The 19,464-nt window shown below is 38.3% G+C and carries 16 protein-coding genes; 11 read left to right on the top strand and 5 right to left on the bottom strand.

Annotated elements, in window-relative coordinates; translation table 11 throughout:
- Window positions 1–245 precede the first annotated feature (245 nt).
- The gene (locus ACYVHJ_RS13515) at window positions 246–1,250 is read right to left on the bottom strand and encodes an acyl-ACP desaturase (RefSeq protein WP_339904977.1); all 1,005 of its coding nucleotides are present in this window, start codon (window positions 1,248–1,250) and stop codon (window positions 246–248) included.
- A 189-nt stretch (window positions 1,251–1,439) separates the two neighbouring features.
- Window positions 1,440–2,336, bottom strand: coding sequence for a YncE family protein (locus ACYVHJ_RS13510; RefSeq protein WP_460515599.1), 897 nt, complete (start codon window positions 2,334–2,336; stop codon window positions 1,440–1,442).
- A gap of 162 nt (window positions 2,337–2,498) precedes the next feature.
- On the opposite strand from ACYVHJ_RS13510, the gene ACYVHJ_RS13505 reads away from it, so the two are divergent.
- Complete coding sequence (locus tag ACYVHJ_RS13505; RefSeq protein WP_460515597.1) at window positions 2,499–3,752, top strand: dipeptidase; 1,254 nt, start codon at window positions 2,499–2,501, stop codon at window positions 3,750–3,752.
- A gap of 151 nt (window positions 3,753–3,903) precedes the next feature.
- On the top strand, window positions 3,904–5,352 hold the full coding sequence (locus ACYVHJ_RS13500; RefSeq protein WP_460515595.1) for an aldehyde dehydrogenase (NADP(+)): 1,449 nt from the start codon (window positions 3,904–3,906) through the stop codon (window positions 5,350–5,352).
- A 140-nt stretch (window positions 5,353–5,492) separates the two neighbouring features.
- On the opposite strand, the gene ACYVHJ_RS13495 is transcribed toward ACYVHJ_RS13500, so the two are convergent.
- Window positions 5,493–5,807: a DciA family protein gene (locus ACYVHJ_RS13495; RefSeq protein ID WP_460515593.1), complete on the bottom strand. Its 315-nt coding sequence runs from the start codon at window positions 5,805–5,807 to the stop codon at window positions 5,493–5,495.
- Window positions 5,808–5,830: 23 nt separating this feature from the next.
- Complete coding sequence (gene hemW, locus ACYVHJ_RS13490) at window positions 5,831–6,955, bottom strand: radical SAM family heme chaperone HemW (protein ID WP_460515591.1); 1,125 nt, start codon at window positions 6,953–6,955, stop codon at window positions 5,831–5,833.
- Between the two features lie 289 nt (window positions 6,956–7,244).
- Here hemW and ACYVHJ_RS13485 point away from each other — a divergent pair, with 289 nt between their 5' ends.
- The 9 genes from ACYVHJ_RS13485 (at window position 7,245) to porN (ending at window position 17,449) form a co-directional block, all read left to right on the top strand.
- Window positions 7,245–8,159: an SMP-30/gluconolactonase/LRE family protein gene (locus tag ACYVHJ_RS13485; protein ID WP_460515589.1), complete on the top strand. Its 915-nt coding sequence runs from the start codon at window positions 7,245–7,247 to the stop codon at window positions 8,157–8,159.
- Between the two features lie 53 nt (window positions 8,160–8,212).
- The gene (locus ACYVHJ_RS13480; RefSeq protein WP_460515587.1) at window positions 8,213–9,889 is read left to right on the top strand and encodes a BamA/TamA family outer membrane protein; all 1,677 of its coding nucleotides are present in this window, start codon (window positions 8,213–8,215) and stop codon (window positions 9,887–9,889) included.
- The gene (locus ACYVHJ_RS13475) at window positions 9,889–11,001 is read left to right on the top strand and encodes a DUF4271 domain-containing protein (RefSeq protein WP_460515585.1); all 1,113 of its coding nucleotides are present in this window, start codon (window positions 9,889–9,891) and stop codon (window positions 10,999–11,001) included. The genes ACYVHJ_RS13480 and ACYVHJ_RS13475 overlap by 1 nt, the downstream gene beginning before the upstream one ends.
- A 16-nt stretch (window positions 11,002–11,017) precedes the next feature.
- Window positions 11,018–11,791 (top strand): uroporphyrinogen-III synthase, encoded by a 774-nt coding sequence (locus ACYVHJ_RS13470; RefSeq protein ID WP_339904879.1) that lies wholly within the window; start codon window positions 11,018–11,020, stop codon window positions 11,789–11,791.
- Between the two features lie 77 nt (window positions 11,792–11,868).
- A complete protein-coding gene (locus ACYVHJ_RS13465) occupies window positions 11,869–12,843 on the top strand; it encodes a PorP/SprF family type IX secretion system membrane protein (protein WP_339904881.1) in 975 nt (324 codons plus the stop codon).
- Window positions 12,844–12,957: 114 nt separating this feature from the next.
- Window positions 12,958–14,052, top strand: coding sequence for a T9SS ring complex lipoprotein PorK/GldK (gene porK / locus ACYVHJ_RS13460; protein ID WP_460515987.1), 1,095 nt, complete (start codon window positions 12,958–12,960; stop codon window positions 14,050–14,052).
- Between the two features lie 63 nt (window positions 14,053–14,115).
- Window positions 14,116–14,922: a type IX secretion system motor protein PorL/GldL gene (porL, locus tag ACYVHJ_RS13455; protein WP_460515581.1), complete on the top strand. Its 807-nt coding sequence runs from the start codon at window positions 14,116–14,118 to the stop codon at window positions 14,920–14,922.
- A 57-nt stretch (window positions 14,923–14,979) separates the two neighbouring features.
- Complete coding sequence (gene porM / locus ACYVHJ_RS13450; RefSeq protein ID WP_460515578.1) at window positions 14,980–16,581, top strand: type IX secretion system motor protein PorM/GldM; 1,602 nt, start codon at window positions 14,980–14,982, stop codon at window positions 16,579–16,581.
- A gap of 43 nt (window positions 16,582–16,624) precedes the next feature.
- On the top strand, window positions 16,625–17,449 hold the full coding sequence (gene porN, locus ACYVHJ_RS13445) for a type IX secretion system ring subunit PorN/GldN (RefSeq protein WP_460515575.1): 825 nt from the start codon (window positions 16,625–16,627) through the stop codon (window positions 17,447–17,449).
- Between the two features lie 52 nt (window positions 17,450–17,501).
- On the opposite strand, the gene uvrC is transcribed toward porN, so the two are convergent.
- The gene (gene uvrC / locus ACYVHJ_RS13440; RefSeq protein WP_339902523.1) at window positions 17,502–19,298 is read right to left on the bottom strand and encodes an excinuclease ABC subunit UvrC; all 1,797 of its coding nucleotides are present in this window, start codon (window positions 19,296–19,298) and stop codon (window positions 17,502–17,504) included.
- Window positions 19,299–19,464 lie beyond the last annotated feature (166 nt).

Below are 19,464 nucleotides of genomic sequence, written 5' to 3'. Positions count from 1 at the left end.
ATCGGTTTTTCCTTATGGATTTAGCTAAATCTGCTCTTCTGTGCTCCAAATAGGTGGTTAACATTCAATTACAAGCTTTCCGATAGTGCTGCTTCAGGCATAAATGCAAAAAAAATACCCCATTTGGGGTATTTTTTGACGTTTGCGCATTGAGTATCTTTGTCATGGGTGATTAAGCAACTTTTTAAACTTCCGTTTTACTTATTTCTTTAAAAGGGCATTTTTTAAATATTTTTTTAGCCCTTTTATTTACTTATCCACGCCAGACTGATTTCGTCAGGAGTTTTCATCCGATCTGCCAGCCTCATGTACCTGGAAGACAATCCGGATAAATATTCTTGGGCCTTGGCGGCCACGTCATTGAGTCCGGTAGCTGTTTCAATATTCCAAAGTTGTACCAAATGGTCGATTATCCGAGCATAATCCCAGCCTGTATATATGCCAACTTTCTGGGTTATTGCAGAAAACTGATCGAATAAAGAAGGATTGTTTCCACCTTTGGCCATCAATACTGCGGGCATAACAATTTGTTTCCTCATCATTTTTTCAAAGGCAAGAATGGCTCCATTAGGATCAATTTTCATTATCTCGGACATGAAACTTTTGTATGCTTTTTCATGTCGAGCTTCATCGCCTGCAATTTGTTTACATATTTTCCCTAATACATGATCTCCTGCTTTGTCGGCAAGTTTTCCTGTATTAACATGGGAGATCTTGGTAGCCCTTTCCTGGAAGGAGGTGTAGACAATTGCTTGGTAGGGGTCTTTTTCAGACCTTGGGTCAAAGCCATTGTAAATCAACCGATGAATGGTTTGTTCAACCTGCCTCATATCAGCTCTACCTGATAGGTATAAGTATTTATTTAACAAGTCTCCATGTCGGTTTTCTTCCGCTGTCCAAGCTTTGGTCCATTGAACCCAACCTTTGTCAGAGGTGAGGGATCCTTCTTCATTTACCCCTTCTAGCATATTGAAATACGTTTGGTAACTCGGTAAAGCTTCTTCCGTAATCATATTGCCAATTAGAGAAGTGATGATAGTGTCTGGAATAACAGCTGCTCTCTCCCTTAGTGTTTTTACCTGATCTATGGCGTCAGGTTGTGTCATATCCGGAAGGAAATCAGTTGGTTGCCAACAATCATCCGGGTCCATAAGGGTGGTTCCAACAGTCTCTGTTACAAAATCATTCAGCTGGCTGATGACTTCTGCATTTTTTTCAAGTTCGTAATTAATATTATCTGACTTCTTCATAAATTAGGCTTTCGCATTATGATGCCAATTTATTGGTATTTTCCCAAATATTAACACCTATCTTCAATTTAACTAACAATACCGGCAAACCTTAACCTTTTTATGGGTTTAAATCTGAAATATCATTCTATAATATAACGAATGCACCGGGATATTCATTCACTTTCATCAAAAACAATTGTTCAATCATTAGTAAGAAAGCTTATAAGCAACAACTTTATCCTTAAAAAAGGTTGGGACAATGACTAAATTGTCTGCAGGGATATAGCCTATGTCAGCTGTATTGGATTCCTCTGCAGTGGTATCCAGTAGTTTTACCGCCTCACCATCTTTGATTAGGTAAATCTCACCACCCCATTTGCTTGCAATGAATGTGTTTTCATCCAAAACAATTAAACCATCACCTCCGGTAACCGTATTGTTGAGGATTTCAAAACTTCCATCACTACTGTACTTTTTAAACCCATCTGCATCTAGGCCGTAGAGGGTGTTGCCATTACCTATACGTAACCCATTAATATTAGGCTGATTTTCTGCAAATGTTTTTATTTCACCATTTTCCAAATACAAGATTTTGTTGGCTTTCATATCAGTGAAATATACTCGCTCCCCGTCTGTGTCAGCATCGTTTAAGAATACTGCATTGTCTACTTCGTAGGACTTATTGATTTTACCTGTGGCCAGCTCTATTTCTAAAAGCCTGTCTACATCAGTTACATAAAGGTAATTGCCCATAACAGTCATTCCTTTAGGTGCATTTAAGCCGCTGACCCAATTCCTTTCAACGATTTCTCCATTGGAATTCAATTTAGATATTGAACCTACACCATCTTTTTCAGCAGGTCCTCCTTCTATATTGGCCACATATATCATACCATCACTTTCTTCATAGTGGGCAGACTCATTGGTGGTAAGATCCGCAGAGGTTTCCCAAACCTTTTCCAAAGAGGCTGTAACTTCTTGTTCCACCACTTCTTCCTGACTTGTCTCTGTATTTTCAGTACTCGTGTTTTTAGAGCCACAGCTCGAAAAGATGAGTATACTTAAAACTAAACTGTAGATTAATGAATTGTTAACTGATTTCATTGTTGTGGTTTTTGGTTGAACTTCAAATTTCGATAATTTTTTGGTGAAAACTTAATGTTCATTAAAAAATGAACGTTTTTGTATTTAGTAAAAAGATCTTTGATCCTTACCTTTAGCTAATCTTGAGCAAAAATTATGCTATTAACCTTTATTCATCATTCTATGAAAATATTGATTTCTTGTTTGTTTTATATGCTATTGGTTATTTCTATATCCTGTACCTCTTCCAGTTCTTCTTTAAAAGATTATCAACAGCTTTCTGTTGAGGAAAGGGGGCAAATCGCAAAGGAGATAGCACAACAAACCATCATTGTTGATGGACATGTAGATTTGCCATATAGAATGCATCACCAAGGGTATAAGCCGGAAGGAGACATTTTGAATGTATCCGAAAGTACCAAGACGGGGGATTTTGATTATCCCCGCTCCAAAGCGGGTGGACTGGATGCTCCTTTTATGTCTATTTATATTTCCACCAAGTATCAAGGAAGTGGAGAGGCTAAATTATTGGCTGACTCGCTTATCCTTATGACTAAAAAAATTGCAGAAAACTGGCCGGAAAAATTTGCAATGGCCTATAGCCCGGCAGATATCCGCAGTAATTTCGAGGCCGGAAAGATATCTCTTCCCCTAGGAATGGAAAATGGTGCTCCACTTGAAGGGAAACTTCAAAACCTAGACTACTTTTATGATCAGGGCATCCGTTACATTACATTGACCCATGGAAAGGATAATTTTATTGGGGACTCTTCTTATGACACCACCTATACCCATGGAGGCTTGAGCGCTTTTGGTGTGGAGGTGGTCAAGAAAATGAATCAATTGGGTATAATGGTAGATATATCTCATGTCTCGGATGATACCTTTTATGATGTTATTGATATTTCAAAGGTACCTGTGATTGCTTCCCATTCCTCTGCACGACATTTTACACCTGGGTTTGAAAGGAATATGGATGATCAAATGATTTCCAAATTGGGTCAGAATGGCGGAATTATTATGATAAATTTCGGAGGAGACTTTATCGATGGGGCATTTGGTGAAAACAATAGAAAAGTAAGGGAGCATATAGCGACCTGGCTGAAGGAAAACAATTATGATAAAGGTGACTCTGAGGCAATGGCTTATATTGAAAAATATAACAATGAAAATGATCCTTATCCATCTGTAAGCCATGTAGCTGATCACATAGATCATGTGCGGGAGATAGTGGGGATTGATCATATTGGCTTTGGATCAGATTTTGATGGAGTTGGGGACACCTTACCCACAGGGCTTAAAGATGTATCCATGTACCCCAATTTAATTGCTGAGCTATTAAAAAGAGGTTACACCAAGGAGGATATAGAGAAAATTTGCTACAAAAATATCTTTCGTGTTTGGGATGAGGTGATCAATTATTCAAAGAAGCATTGATAAATATCAAATTCAAGCAATCCTTTCGCCGGTCTAGCCTGGTATTTGATTAAGTTGTTTGTATAATGAATATCTGTTAACTTCACTAACTGTAAAATTTTGTAAGATCCTTTGTATAGGTCTTTTGAAAAGAAAAAATAGAAAATAACATATGAGTAAGATAGCCAATAGTTTTCAAGATGCTCAGCAAGCTTTTTTGCAATTAAAGCAAAAGAGTAGCCGAGAGAGAGCCACTTTTTTAGAAGAAATAGCCAAACAAATTGAGCTTTTAAAAGAAACCCTGATTCCTACTGCAGCAAAAGAATCAAATCTTCCTGAGGGGCGAATTACAGGAGAGCTTGGAAGGACAGTAGGGCAAATCAGGTTATTTGCCGGCTTGGTCGAAGAAGGGAGCTGGGTTGAGGCGGTAATTGATCATGAAGATTCTGAAAGAAAACCCGTACCAAAACCAGATATTCGTAGGATGCTTAGGCCTTTGGGGCCAGTAGTGGTATTTGGAGCGAGTAATTTTCCATTGGCTTTTTCCACAGCCGGTGGGGATACCATCTCAGCTTTGGCTTCCGGTTGCCCAGTATTGTACAAGGCACATCCTGCGCATCCTGAAACTTCAAGAATGGTGGCCAAAGCCATTCAAGCAGCTGTTGGTATTTGCCAAATGCCTGAAGGGACATTTCAACATATAGAAGGAGGGATCGATACAGGTCAGGAATTGGCGGCTCATCCATTGGCCAAAGCTGTGGCATTTACCGGGTCGTTTAAAGGAGGAAAGGCTCTTTTCGATACCTGTAACAATAGAGAAATCCCCATTCCTGTGTATGCGGAGATGGGGAGCGTTAATCCTGTATTTGCACTCGAGGACTATTTAAGTGAAAACCTTGAAGCGGCAGCAACTGCTTACGCCAACTCTCTGGTATTAGGGGTTGGGCAATTTTGCACCAATCCGGGACTAGTGTTTGTTCCGAAATCCCATGAAGAAGCATTTTCAGATCTAGTATTAAATCAGTTAAAAATGGTTGCCGGAGCACCCATGCTTCATGAAGGAATCTGTAATACTTACCACGAGGCATTAAAAAACCTCGCTACTTCAGAAAAACTTGAATGGCTACTAACCACAGAAGCCAATCAGTTGTTAATAGGGAATCCATCTCTAGCCAAAGTTAAAGCGAGTGATTGGTTAAACGAAGAAGCCTTTCAGGAGGAAGTTTTTGGTCCATTTGCCATCATGGTTGTATATGATTCAATAGCAGAGCTAGAAAAAGTAGCCGTGCAATTAAAAGGGCAGCTTACATGTACCGTATGGGGATCCACCAAGGAGCTATCAGAAAATAATACTTTCCTCAATTTAGTGGAAGAAAGATGCGGTCGTTTGTTATTCAAAGGGGTGCCAACGGGAGTAGAGGTAGGTCATGCCATGCAGCATGGAGGTCCGTATCCTTCTACCACCGATAGCAGAAGTACCTCCGTAGGAAGTTTTGCCATCAAGCGTTTTGCAAGACCGATTGCCTTTCAAGACATGCCGGAAGCATTGTTGCCTGAGGAATTAAGAGGTAATAACCCCCTACAAATCCTTAGATTGATTGATGGTGAATACCTTAGATAATATTAAATTAATCCAGCCTTGTTTTTAGGGAGAAATCCTAAGGGCAAGCAATTGATAATTTAGCTGATTTGCAAGTCTTGGTTGATTTGTAAATCAGCTTTTTTCGCTCTTAAGTTTATATTGAAAAAATATTTATTTGCCTATAAAATGACCAGGTCTTTGATGACACCTTTACCATATTTGTCTTCGATTAGGGTCAGAACCTTTGATTTATTCATCATCATTTCTTTTTTCAAAGGGCCGGAGGTGATTTTTACATAGAGAATTTTTTGCCTAACCGATAAGCTCTGTGTCCGAGAGGCTACAGTTTTACCCATCAATTGGCCCCATTCCTTAACCACTGTTTTTTCTGAAAATTTATCCTTAAGTCGGTAAGCATCCAACAGTTCCTCAAACACTTCTTTCAGTGGGGTAGTGCTTCTTCTTCTGGTTGAATCAGGGGAATATCTTTTCATAAAATAAAGATAGTGGGAATAGCTTAAATAAATAATTTTGAAGCGATGTAATCTGCTAGAAGTTTTCCTTTATCAGTTAGGGTAATGCTCTCTTCGTTTATTTTCAGCACTCCCTGTTCTTGGAAAGTTTTGATCTCCTTCGCTTTATTGAGTAATAGTTCGTATTTAAGATGGTTTTTTAACCAAAGCGGATTGATTCCCCACATGGTACGCAGAGAGGTGAGGATATACTCATTGATCCTGTCTTCAGGAGAAAGGAAGTCTTCTTTAAAGGGTGATTCACCATTTTCGAGAAGTTTGATGTATTTCCCATTATGGCTTAGGTTATGGCCTCTATGCTTCCCATCGAAAGAATGGGCTCCCGGACCTACGCCCAGGTAAGGTGTCCCTTTCCAGTAATTGCTATTGTGTAAGGAAAAAGCATTCTCTTTGGCGAAATTTGAAATTTCATACTGAATATATCCTGCCTGATTCAGGGTTTTTTGTAAGATTTCAAATTGTTCCGCTTGAAAGTCTTCTGAGGCCTCCTTGAACTTGCCTTTCTTTTCCCAAACGCCAAGGGCGGTTTTAGGTTCCACTGTGAGGCAGTAACTACTGATGTGGTCAGGTTCCTGTTCCAGTGTAGCTGCCAAGTCCCTCTCCCAAAGGCTATGGTCATTGGAGGGGAAACCGTAAATGAGATCCATGGAGAGTGTTGTGAAACCGGCCTTTCTTGCTTTTTTAATTATTTCCTGGGATTCTTTGGCATTATGGGACCTGTTGTAAAATTGCAAGACCGGATCATGAAAGCTCTGTATGCCTATACTTAACCTGTCAATTCCCAGCGAAAGCATCTCAGCTAAAGTCTGCTCATCCAAATCGTCAGGATTCGCTTCTAGGGTAGCTTCCTGAAGCTTACAATCAAAATTGTCTAAAATGGTGTCCCAAATTTTTTTCAATTGGGGAATGGATAAAATGGACGGTGTTCCTCCTCCAAAGTAGATGGTTTCAATGGGGCCTTTTTGGTTCAGGTAATTTTTTCTTTGGCTCAATTCCAAACAAATCATGTCTACCATTTCACTTTGATTCGATCGATTGGTGCTAAAGTGAAAATCACAATAGGTACATGCTTGCAAACAAAAGGGTATATGAATGTATATGCCCGACATAAAACAGGGTTAGATATTTAGAAATGGTTGCCTTTGCTGTCCGCTATGCATTGTAGAGCAATGCATGGTCTTGGGGTTTAAAATGCGCTTTTCAATAAATGTAAAGCCTGCTATTTCAAGTTGTGTTTTGTAATTCCGGGTCAAAAACGAAATGCTTTTGCTGATTATTTACCTACAACTCTTTTGCAAAGGTAAAGATAATTGGGCTTAGGTTTTAGTTTTTGGTGATAATTGCCTTAATTTTGTAACGCTCAGAAAAAAAGAACCCTAACCATTACCTTTCATGAATATGAATCGAATATTTCCGTTGATTTGTTTAATAAATTTTATTTTGTCAAGCCAGGTTTTTGCCCAGATGGATGTTAAAAAAAGTCTGGTTGGGAAAAATGTTGAATTGGTTAAAGTGGCTGATGGGTTTGGGTTTACCGAAGGGCCTGCCGTAGACCGTGAAGGTAATGTGTTTTTTACCGACCAACCCAATAATAAAATTTACCAATGGAAATTTGGTACCGGAGAAATCCTTGAATTTACTGATGAATCAGGAAGGGCCAATGGCTTGTACTTTAATAGAGAAGGAGAGCTGCTGGCTTGTGCCGATAAGGATAATCAACTTTGGTCTATTGATAAAGAAGGGAATACCAAAGTGTTGATCGAGAATTTCAAAGGGGAAAAGTTAAATGGTCCCAACGATTTGTGGATTAACCCCGACCCTAAGGGTGGAATTTATATAACCGACCCTCTTTACGAAAGGAAGTATTGGGATAGAGATCCGGCATCTCAGCAAGGAGGCAATCACTTGTATTACTTAGGAAAAGATGGCCTACAGTTTTTTAGAGTGGATGAAAACCTTGTCAAGCCAAATGGGATTGTGGGAACCTATGATGGGAAAAAGCTTTACGTCGCAGACATAGGAGCGAAAAAAACCTATGTGTATGATATTGAGGAGGATGGATACCTTACCAATAGACAAGTCTTTGTTGAAATGGGATCAGACGGAATGACCATTGATCATAGGGGCAATGTGTACCTTACAGGTGATGGAGTCACCATTTTTAATAGCAAGGGGGTTAAAATTGGGCATATACCGGTTGATGAAAAATGGACTGCTAATGTTTGTTTTGGAGCAGGTGATAGAAAAACGCTGTTCATTACTGCTTCTGAAGCGGTATATACCCTTCAGATGAAGGTGAGGGGTGTTTGGTAAAGCGTACCTTCTATATTTTTTTTGCTGTATGCTCATTTGTTGCATTCACAGGAATGGCTCAAGATACAGCCTATACGCTTCATATAAATCTTCTGCAAGAAGGGGAGGAGATCAAGCAAATGAGCCAATCCTTTGAGGATAGTTTGCAAATGCTTAGCTATACAGAGGCTATAGTGGATTCTTTGCAACGAGAAGGATACTTTTATCCGGAACCTGAAATAAACTTAAAGAAAGGAGGGGGAATTCAGCTATCCATAGAGATAGGTGCACAGACCCGTTGGTTTTCTATAGGTAGAGGTAACCTGGAGCCTTGGTTGTTAAGGAAACTTAATTCCCCATTTCACTTGACCGAAGGCAGGGCATTTAGCTTTAAGGGGTGGCAAAAGCTGATGCATGATTTGTTGGATTTGGGGCAAAACAATGGTTACCCCTTTATGGCTGTTAAACTTGACAGCATACAGCAAAGTGAAAAAGGGATTTCGGCCGTAATAGCTATGGACAAGGGGCCGTATATAAGCTTTGATACCGTAAAAATTACCGGGAATTCTAAAACAAAGCCAATTTACTTGGCGAAAAAACTGGGGATTACACCTGGAGAACCCTTTTCCCAGAAGAAAGTGGAAGATGCCACCAAAGCGCTAAAAAACATCCCCTATATCAGTATAGTGGGAAGCCCTGAGCTTTCCTTCCAGAATGAACAAGCGACTGTTTACTTACCGGTCAATGACCGGAAAATTAATTCCCTCGATGGTATTATCGGTCTGTTGCCAAATGAGATTGAAGCCAACAAATGGTTGGTGACCGGGCAATTTGATTTGCAGCTGTACAATGTGGCCGGTAGGGGTAGAGATTACGTTCTCAATTGGCAACGATTGAGCCAGTATTCGCAAAATTTAAATGTAGAAGCAAAAGAGCCCTTTGTATTGGGTACAAATCTGGATTTAAGCGGCTCGTTTAATTTGCTTAAAGAAGATACCACTTTCTTGAATCGGGCTTTTACCTTAAATATCGGTTATCAACTAAGCCCAACAGCTTATATAAGCTTTTTTGGGAAAAGGCAAGCAGGGGATTTATTGGCAGTAAAAGCCTATGAGAATGCCTCCAAATTACCAGAAATAGCAGACTTTAGGTACAATAGTTATGGGGCAACATTTGCAATCCACAGGGTAGATGATATAATTATGCCCAAGCAAGGCTGGCAATCTACCACCACTTTCGGTATAGGTAATAAGCAATTGCTGGAGAATACCGGAATACCGCCAGAATTGTACCAAGGGATTGAGAAAACCTCTCTGCAATATTTTATTCAAACCAATACTGCCTACTATCACAGATGGAGGCAAAATTTAGGGGTAAAGCTCGGGTTTAATGCCGGGGATATGGACAATTCCAACCTGCTACTGAATGACTTGTTCAGGCTTGGAGGATTACAGAGCATTAGAGGTTTTAATGAGAATTATTTTTACACTAATCGATACCTCTATATCAATGTAGAGCCCCGGTTCTATTTTGGTACCTATTCTTATTTTTTATTGTTCACAGACTTGGGTAAAGTTGAAAATAAAGTAGAAAACGTTTCACAGGAATGGCCCATTTCTTTTGGTGGAGGATTAAACTTGGAAACTAGCGGTGGTATATTTAAATTCGTGTACGCAATGGGCCAGGCCGGTAGTCAGCCTTTAGGTTTCAATTATTCTAGAATTCATTTTGGTTTTACAGGTCGTTTTTAATGAGGTGGTTTGGTCGTTTATTCGTGTTTCAGGGACTGTTGTTATTGGTAATGTCTGGCTTACCTTCTCATTCGGTTGCCCAGATTTTGGTGAATTATGATTCGGCTCTCCATGAAAATTTATCAGAGAGCTGGTTCAAGCACAATGAATCAATATCCGTGCAAGTGGATGCCAATCAATTTGAGGATGCCTATTGGCAAATTCGTTTACCGGAAGGCAGCAGCTTGTTTTTCAATGAAGCTTTGTGGGATTATTATTTGCATGATACCTTATTGGTCATCAGTAATAAATCAGTGCTTCACTACCTAGACGATGAAGGAAAACTGGAGATTACTGCATTTAAGCTTGGTATTTCTCCGGAAGAATTTTCATTGCAAAAAGGGTATTTTAATAATTTGGATGAAAAAGTTGAAACAGCTAATGTTTTAGAGAAACGCAAGAAAGATGAAATCAGAGATTTTTTCTTCATAGCCTTAATTGCTGTACTTTTTCTGATTGCCATTTTCAGGGCCTTTTTTCCTTCTATTTTTGGCATTTTTTGGAATCCTAAAAGTGTGTTTTCTATAGAAGATATCTGGGAGTCAGGAAGTTTTTCAAAAATTTATTCAGCAGAATTATTGTTTTATCTGGTCTTAATCAATATGAGTACAGGGCTTTTGGTTATTTTGGTGGTCCATGGTTTAGAGATCGATTTTTTTGGACTGGGTTTGGATAGTAGCGTAGAGAAATTAGTGTTTGCATGGCTTATCTTTTCACTATTACTGACCATCATCACTTTTTTTAAATTTGTTTGGTTAGGAACAGGAGCATTCTTATTTAGCCTAAATAAAATAGCTTTCCCTCATTTTTTCTACCTGTTAAAAGTTAGGGGCTTTGCATTATTTATCATCATATGCATGCTAGTGCTGGTGTATGCGAACAATTGGGTTTCATTGTATGAGCACTTCTCTTATATGTATTATACTTTTTTCCTAATATATTCTTTGGGATTAATCGGCTTGGCAATATGGTTGTATAAAAAGAACGGATTTAATAATTATCATTTATTTTCTTACCTTTGCACCTCGGAATTGATCCCATTTTTGGTTATTTGTAAATTACTCCTAGGATAAAGGAAAAAAAATAAAAATGACGCAAGCAACAAAAAACAGACTAAATCGAGTTAGGAGCATTTTGGTTTCACAACCTAAACCTTCCGATATGCGGTCCCCTTATTTTCAGTTAACTGAAAAATACAAGATCAAAATTGACTTTAGGCCTTTTATAGAGGTACAACCGGTTTCTATAAAAGATTTCAGGAAGCAAAAGATTGAAATTTTAAAACACACTGCTGTCATCTTCACGAGTAGGAATGCGATAGATCATTTTTTCGGAATATGTCAGGAGTTAAAAATTGAGATGCCTGCAGATATGAAGTATTTCTGTATTTCAGAGCAAACGGCTCATTATCTTCAGAAATACATTGTGATCCGAAAAAGAAAATTGTTCGTAGGTACAAGAACTGCTGCAGATCTATTTGATTTCTTTAAGAAACATAAATCAGAGAAGTATTTATTTCCATGTTCAGATATTAGGAAAGATGATATCCCTAATTTTTTGAGTAAGAACAATATAGATTTCACTGAGGCCATTATCTATCATACGGTGGCAGCAGATTTATCGGACCTTAAGGATATTAAATATGATATTTTAGCGTTTTATAGTCCTTCAGGAATCAAATCATTGTTTCAGAATTTTCCGGATTTTGAGCAAGGGAAAACCAGAATAGCGGCATTTGGGCCTACTACGGCACAGGCGGTAAAAGACATGAACCTTATTATGGACATAGAAGCGCCCTTGCCTAACGCCCCAAGTATGACCGGTGCTTTAGAGCTTTATATAAAAAAAGCGAATAAAATCTGATTTCTTTTAATCTTTTTACTGGTAAATTCAGTTTAATTGTGTAGAATAGATTTCGAAAAGCAAAACATCTTTTACGCATGAATAAAAGAATTTACCTGTTAACTTGTGTGATGATCGGCATGGCTTTTTTTCTGGAGCTCCCGGAAGCCAGTGCTCAGCAGGATGCGCAGTTTACGCATTATATGAACAATGGAATGTTTTATAATGCCGCTTTTGCAGGTAAAGATGAAGGGTATTCTATCACAGCACTCCATAGGAGTCAATGGTTAAATTATAGTACTAGCTCTGGAGCAGGTGGCGCACCTACTACCCAATTAATATCTTTTTCCGGAAGATTAAAAAGCTTACCGGTGGGTTTTGGGTTGGTTGCTGTAAACGATCAAATTGGACCGTTTAGTAATCAGGAGGTAAATCTTTCTTTGGCGTATAAACTGAGGTTAGGGAGAGGGAATTTAAGAATTGGAGCTTCAGGGGGATTTTTTTCCAGCACAATAAGGTTTGATGAATTTTCTCCCGTTAACCCGGACCCTAGTATTCCTTCTGCTGGTGATGAAAATCAAATGAAGCCACAAGCATCGATTGGTTTATTATACGAGCAAGGGAATTTTTATTTGGGGTTAAGTAGCAGGCATCTCAATGAGCCTGCTTTTGATTTCGGTAGTGGTAGCTTGGACAACCAGCTTGAAAATCATAATTATTTGATGGCAGGTTACAAAATAAACACTTTTGCTCAGTTTAGTGTTGAACCTAGTATGTTGGTTAAATCTGTAGGGTTGAATAATTTTTCATATGACTTTAGCGTTATAGGGACATATAATAAAAAAGTGAGTCTTGGAATGGCTTATAGGTTAGAAGAATCGGCATCAGTTTTGGTAGGATATAGTTTGTTAAAAGACAATTCCCTTAGATTAGGGTATGCATTTGATTTGGTAGTGGGAGGAGTGCAAGCAAAAACACCAACTTCCCATGAGTTTATGCTTACTTATAATATACCTCAGGTATCGAAACAATTTGACAGAATTATTCAAAGGACTCCTAGATATAGGTTTTAACTTTAAGAATTTTATTGAAGAAATCTTTGCTATTTTCTAATAAAATCTGTTAAATTTCGAATTAGTTGATTGTTTAAATGGTTGAAAATGAATGTGGTTACTTTATTGTCATTTATGTTAAGAAAAATGAATCGTAGCTTTTTAACTCTGGTTACAGGGTTGTTAATAATGACACTACTTCAAAGTTGTGGCCTTTTTGGAAATAAGGGGACAGCTAGTGAAAAGCTCAATAGAAGAGGTGAGGTAACAGGTGTACCTAAAAGATCAGGTTGGCAGCAATCCCTGCCATTTGAAATGGTTCCAGTCAAAGCCGGTACGTTCTGGATGGGCCAGGCTGATGAAGACATTGGCGTAAGCAGATCCGCCACCAATAAACAAGTGACTATTTCTGAGTTTTTTATGGATAAATATGAAGTATCCAATAACAAATATAGACAGTTTCTTGATGCGGTGAGAATGGGAGATTTGGCATTAGGCACTCCCACTACGCAAGCAAATCCTCCGGAGTTCGTTTTGGAAGAACTGTTGCCAGATACCACAATTTGGTCCCAAAGTTTCACACATCATTACGGGGATCCATTAATGGAATATTATTTTGATCACCCGGCTTTTGATGATTATCCTGTTGTAGGAGTCAGTTGGGATCAGGCAAAGCAATTCTGTGAGTGGAAATCTTACCATATGAATGCCAACGACGAGTCAGAATTTGATATGCCTAAGTTTCGTTTACCTTTAGAAGCGGAATGGGAATATGCCTCAAAAGGAGGTAAAGATATTGCAAAATATCCATGGGGTGGCCCTTACCTTAAAAATAGAAGGGGCTGTTTAATGGCTAACTTTAAACCAGGAAGAGGGAATTATATAGATGATGGCTTTGCGTATACGGCTCCAGTGGATGCTTTTGCACCCAATGGATACGGGCTATACAATATGGCAGGAAATGTAGCGGAGTGGGTAGAAGATGCTTATAATCCTGCTTCAAATTCATTGATATGGGATATGAATCCTACATATATTGATTCTACAGAAAGTAGAAAAGTAGTAAGAGGTGGTTCATGGAAAGATGTAGGGTATTTTTTAGAAACGAGTTCAAGAAATTTTGAATATCAATTTGTTCAGACAGCTCATATTGGATTTAGAACTTCGATGACTTATATTGGAAGATCAGGTTCCATGAATGTAAATTCAAACAAAAGGAGCCGTCGATAATTACTAATACTCACTTAAAATCAAATACTAGCAAACCGTTTTAAATTTTTATTATTACTAAATATGTCTACAAAAAACAACACTTTCGCTTATAAATTCTACGGATCAATAATGCCTAAAATTTATGGTATTGGTGCCGCAATTGTAATTCTTGGTGCGATGTTCAAAATTTTGGACTGGCGTTTTTCTTCAATAATGATTGGTGTTGGTTTGTCAACCGAAGCACTGATATTTTTTCTTTCTGCATTCGAACCAAAAAATGAAGAGTTAGACTGGACAAAAGTATACCCTGAATTGGAAGGTGAAAATGCGGGGGCTACTCCGGTAAGAAAAGGCGCCGTACAAGGCACTGATCAAACCTCCCAAAAATTGGATGAGATGTTAGGCAAAGCTAAAATAGGTCCTGAATTAATCGAAAGTTTAGGAAAAGGCATGCAAAACTTGGCTAGTTCCACAGAGAAATTAGGTAAGATTTCCGATGCGGCGGTTGCTACCAATGATTACGCTGAGAATGTAAAAAAAGCATCTAAATCCATGCTTGAAATCAATGAGTCTTACACCAAAACGGCAAGTGCACTTGCGGAAATGTCTTCTGCATCTGAAGGGGCAAAAGCGTATAGGGACCAATTGGTGAATGTTACCAAAAGTCTTGCCTCCTTGAATAATGTATATGAAGAAGAATTAAAAGATTCTAATATGCACGCCAAGACCATTAGTAAATTCTATTCCAATGTAAGTGTAGCCATGGAAGGAATTCAAGAAGCAGGAAAAGAGACCGAAACATTTAAAAATGAGTTGGCAAAACTCAACAAAAATGTGAAATCACTTAACAATATTTATGGTGGCATGCTAACAGCCATGAAAGGTTAAAAACACATAATTCCAATCAAATTTTTATTTATATATATTCATAAAGTAAAATAGCTTATGGCGGGTGGTAAAGAAACACCAAGACAGCGGATGATCGGGATGATGTACTTAGTATTGACCGCTCTGCTGGCTTTACAAGTAAGTAACCAAATCCTACAAAAATTTGTATTGATCAACGATGGGTTGGAAAGAACTTCTAAAAATTATGTTCAGAAAAACCTATTTTCTGTAAATATTATATCTACTACGGTAGAGCAGCAAGGTAATAATAAGGTTGATATTCCTAAAGTGGAAGCGGCCAAGGAAATTCGCCAAAAGAGCGCGGAACTGGTAAGCTATTTGGAGGATGCAAAGACGAAATTAATTGAAGAATCCAATGCCATTGATGATCAAGGCAACTATAAATCTTCGGCTCTAAAAAATGTGGACATTCCGGGAAATTTGTTCAATAATAATCGTCTAGGATATGACATGCAGGAGAAATTGAATGCCTTTCCGGAAGAGCTTGAACAAATATTGGCTGGATTAAACATCAATATGTCCTTTGAAAGAATAGCAAAGAACGCAGACGAAATCGACCTTTTTAAAAATGATGTTGATGTAAATTTCAAGGATTATGTAAACTTAAATTATGTCAAATCTCCAATCGGTGCTGTTTTAGCTATTATTAGCCAGCATCAAAATGAGGTGTTGAATATAGAGAGTGAGGCCTTAACAGCCATTACCAATTCTCTAGGATCCTTTATCTTTGAAGCGGATAAGTTGAAAGCAAGAATTGCTGCCAATTCAAATGTGGTGGCGGCAGGTACTACTTTCGAAGCTGAAATGTTTTTGGCATCTTCTTCCTCTTCTACAGAGCTGAAAATGACTGCTGATGGAAGAGAAGTTCCGGTAGAAGAAGGCTTTGGTCAAATTAAATTCCCTGTAGCTCCGGCATCAAATTATGATGATAGAGGCTTGGCGGCAAGATCACTCAAAGGTGAGATTACCGTACCTATTGGTGGAGAAGATAGTGTGTTCACCATTGATTATGACTATTTCGTGGCCCAACCGGTGATCAAAGTAAGCTCTGAGGTGGTGAATCAGTTGTATGCTGAATGTGCCAATGATTTGGTTATTGAGGTTCCTGCTTTGGGCAATACTTATGCACCTAACTTCTCTGTATCAGGTGGGCAAGCTGTCAAAGGTTCAAGACCTTCGGATGTTACCATTATTCCTGCGGCTTCAGGAAAAGTTGTTATTGGCGTGTCTAGTGGAGGTAATAAAATCGGTTCGGTGGATTATGATATTAAACCTGTTCCGGCACCCTCAATAGTGCCTTTTAATGGGGATAGGAAAATTGATTTACAGAATTCAACACCTGTCAATGGCTTGTTAAATCTGCAGATTAGAGCAGTTCCAGAGCCAACGTTTGGGAGGACCATGCCTAGAGATGCCAACTTCGAAGTTTCTTCCGGTGAAGTAAGGCTTGTCCGAAATGATGTACCTAGAGAAAGTGTATCCATTTCAGGCCAGAATATTGCAGTAAGAAATTTACTAGCACAAGCACAGTCTGGAGATCGTTTGGTTGTCATAGTTAGGGAAGTGACAAGAACTAATTTTAGAGGAAGCAAAATTAAAAGTACTGTGAACGAAGTTTTTCCAATTCCGATTAAATAATATTCGGGTTAGTGAATCGTTCTATATTTAAATGAAAGAAATCATGAAAGAATTAAGGAAAGTGATTGGGCTACTGGCAATTGGCATTGTCGCGTGTTGTTTCTCGGCATTGCCGGGATTTTCCCAAAATATCCCTAATTCCGGTAATCCTGGAATGAATGTTGGTGATGGAGGTTATTCCATGGATACGGTTTATTCAGTTCTTCCCATAAGGGATTCTGATAAAATGTACCAAATTGGTGTGTGGAGAAGAATTGATCTTCGGGAAAAATACAACCTGCCATTTTATGGTACAGGAGGCCTCAAGAGGGATGGAATCATGATGAATATTTACAATGCGGTGGTAGATAATTCCATTGAAGTGTTCGCTGATGAAGAGTTTAGAGAGCCACTTTCCATTACAGATTTTCAAACTAGATTTTGGACGGCAGAAAATGGAGATTCAATATTTGTAAAGGATTTGTATTACCTGGACTTTAGAGAAGACTTTGTATTTGACAAACATCGCTCTGAGGTTAGGTTTGATATAAAATATCTTGAATTGGTAATGCCAAATGAAACAAATTATGGAGTTGGTCAAAAGACCATTGCTTTCATTAGGTTTAGGGATTTTTATAATTATTTTGATACCAAAGAACATGGGGAGTGGACCAATTTCAAAAATATATCGAAAAACCTACCCTATAATCAAGCATTCGATATGAGGCTTTTTCGATCTGTTGTTAGGAAATATACCAATCCGGAAAATGAGTTAATTGTAGATATGATTGATTCAAATAACCCTAATCAGGAACTTCAGGCTTATCTTAGATCAGTTGAATTTGAGTATGAGCTTTTAGAGTGGGAAAACAACCTTTGGGAATGGTAAAATAAAATCATTTTCACAAAAAATAAGAGCAGGTACAGCAATGTACCTGCTCTTATTTTTTGTGCATGGCCTCCCATACTCTTAGGCCTTTGTCTTTGCCTATGGCGGATATTATTTCTTCCTTTGAGGCACCTTCAATCTTTTTATAGGATTTGAAATGTTTCAACAACTTATGTGCAGTTAGATCCCCAATTCCTTCTATGGCCAATAGCTTACTGTTTAAGGCCCCTTTGCTTCTAAGGTCACGATGAAAAGTGATGGCAAATCTGTGGGCTTCATCTCTGATTCTTTGAATTAACCGCAAAGATTCAGACTTTTTATCGATGTAAATTGGGTACTGATCACCCGGGAAGTAAATTTCTTCCAAACGCTTTGCGATACCTATGATGGGTACTTTACCATAAAGCTCCAAGTCTCTCAAAGCTGCTACAGCGGAAGATAACTGACCTTTACCTCCATCTATCACAATCAACTTAGGCAAAGGCTTTCCTTCAGTAACCAACCTTTTATACCTTCTGAAGACTACCTCTTCCATACTGGCAAAGTCATCCGGCCCTACCACTGTTTTAATGTGATAGTGACGGTATTCTTTCTTTGCCGGTTTACCATTTAAAAAGCACACCATGCTGGCTACAGGATTTGTTCCCTGAATATTGGAATTGTCAAAACATTCAATGTGAGTAGGCAAGTCATTTAAAGAAAGGTCTTTTTTCAGTTGAAGGATAACCCTATTTTTCTTATCCTTACCTTCATCCGCAAAAGACAGCTTTTCTTTTTTATAATAGAGGGCATTCTTTAAGCTTAAATCAATGAGCTTTCTCTTGTCTCCTATTTTAGGCTGTACCAGTGACAATCCCTCCGGACTCTCTTTAAATTCTTGATTTACCAAAACCTCCTTTGCATCACTTTGAAACTGATCCCTTAACCTAATGATAGCAGTTAATAATAACTCTTCATCCGGCTCGTCCAATTTCTTTTTTAACTCTACTGTTTTGCTTAAGGTAATGGCTCCATTTTTTATTCTTAGGTAGTTTACAAATGCAAACTTTTCCTCGCTTACAATGGTAAAGACATCCAAGCTGTCTGTGTTTGGATTAATGACAAGAGATTTGGCCTGGTAATTGATTAATGAATCCAGTTTTTCCTTAAAACCTTGCGCTGCTTCATAATTCATTTCAGCAGCACTTTCTGTCATTTTCTCCTTAAAATAAGTTTTTGCTATTCCAAGATTTCCTTTTAAAATGTTTTTTGCTTGTTCAATGTCTGCCAGGTAATCCTTTTCTTTTTGTAAGCCTTCACAAGGACCCTTGCAATTTCCTAAATGGTATTCCAAGCAAACTTTGTATTTGGCGTTGCTGATTTTTTCCGGTGAAAGATCTAACCTACACGTTCTCAATGTAAATAATGAGTGAATAAGCTCTAATACATTGTTCATGGCCTTTACGCTTGCAAAGGGCCCAAAATAGGTTCCCTTGGAGGGAATCACTCTTCTGGTGGCATATATCCTTGGGAAATGTTCGTTGGTAAGGAGAAGATAAGGGTAGGTCTTATCATCCTTTAGAAGGATGTTGTATTTGGGTTGCGTTTTTTTGATCAAATTGTTTTCTAACAATAATGCATCAAATTCAGAATTAACGATGGTGATTTCAATCTTTCTGATCTCTCTCACCATTTTCCTGGTTTTTTGGTTGATGCCTACGCTTTTGCTAAAATAACTACCAACTCTTTTTTTGAGATTTTTTGCTTTTCCTACATAGATGAGCTTGCCCTCTGCATCGTAATACCTATATACCCCGGGTAATTCAGGCAACTGATTGTGGTTTTCAGGTAAATATGAAGGGGAAAGCATGTCCATAGAGACAGTGGTAAGATTATTTAATCGCTGAATATATGTTTGTAGGTAATCAAATACTCAATATACGGCCTATTAGATTAACCTTGTATGTAGGGAGCATCAGGTAAGGAATAATTGATTTTTTCATTACCTGATGCCTCTATACTATTATTTATCCATT

Source organism: Cyclobacterium sediminis, assembly GCF_054781075.1.
The sequence above is the reverse complement of the archived record's forward strand: the minus strand, read 5'-3'. Positions and strand labels throughout refer to the sequence as shown.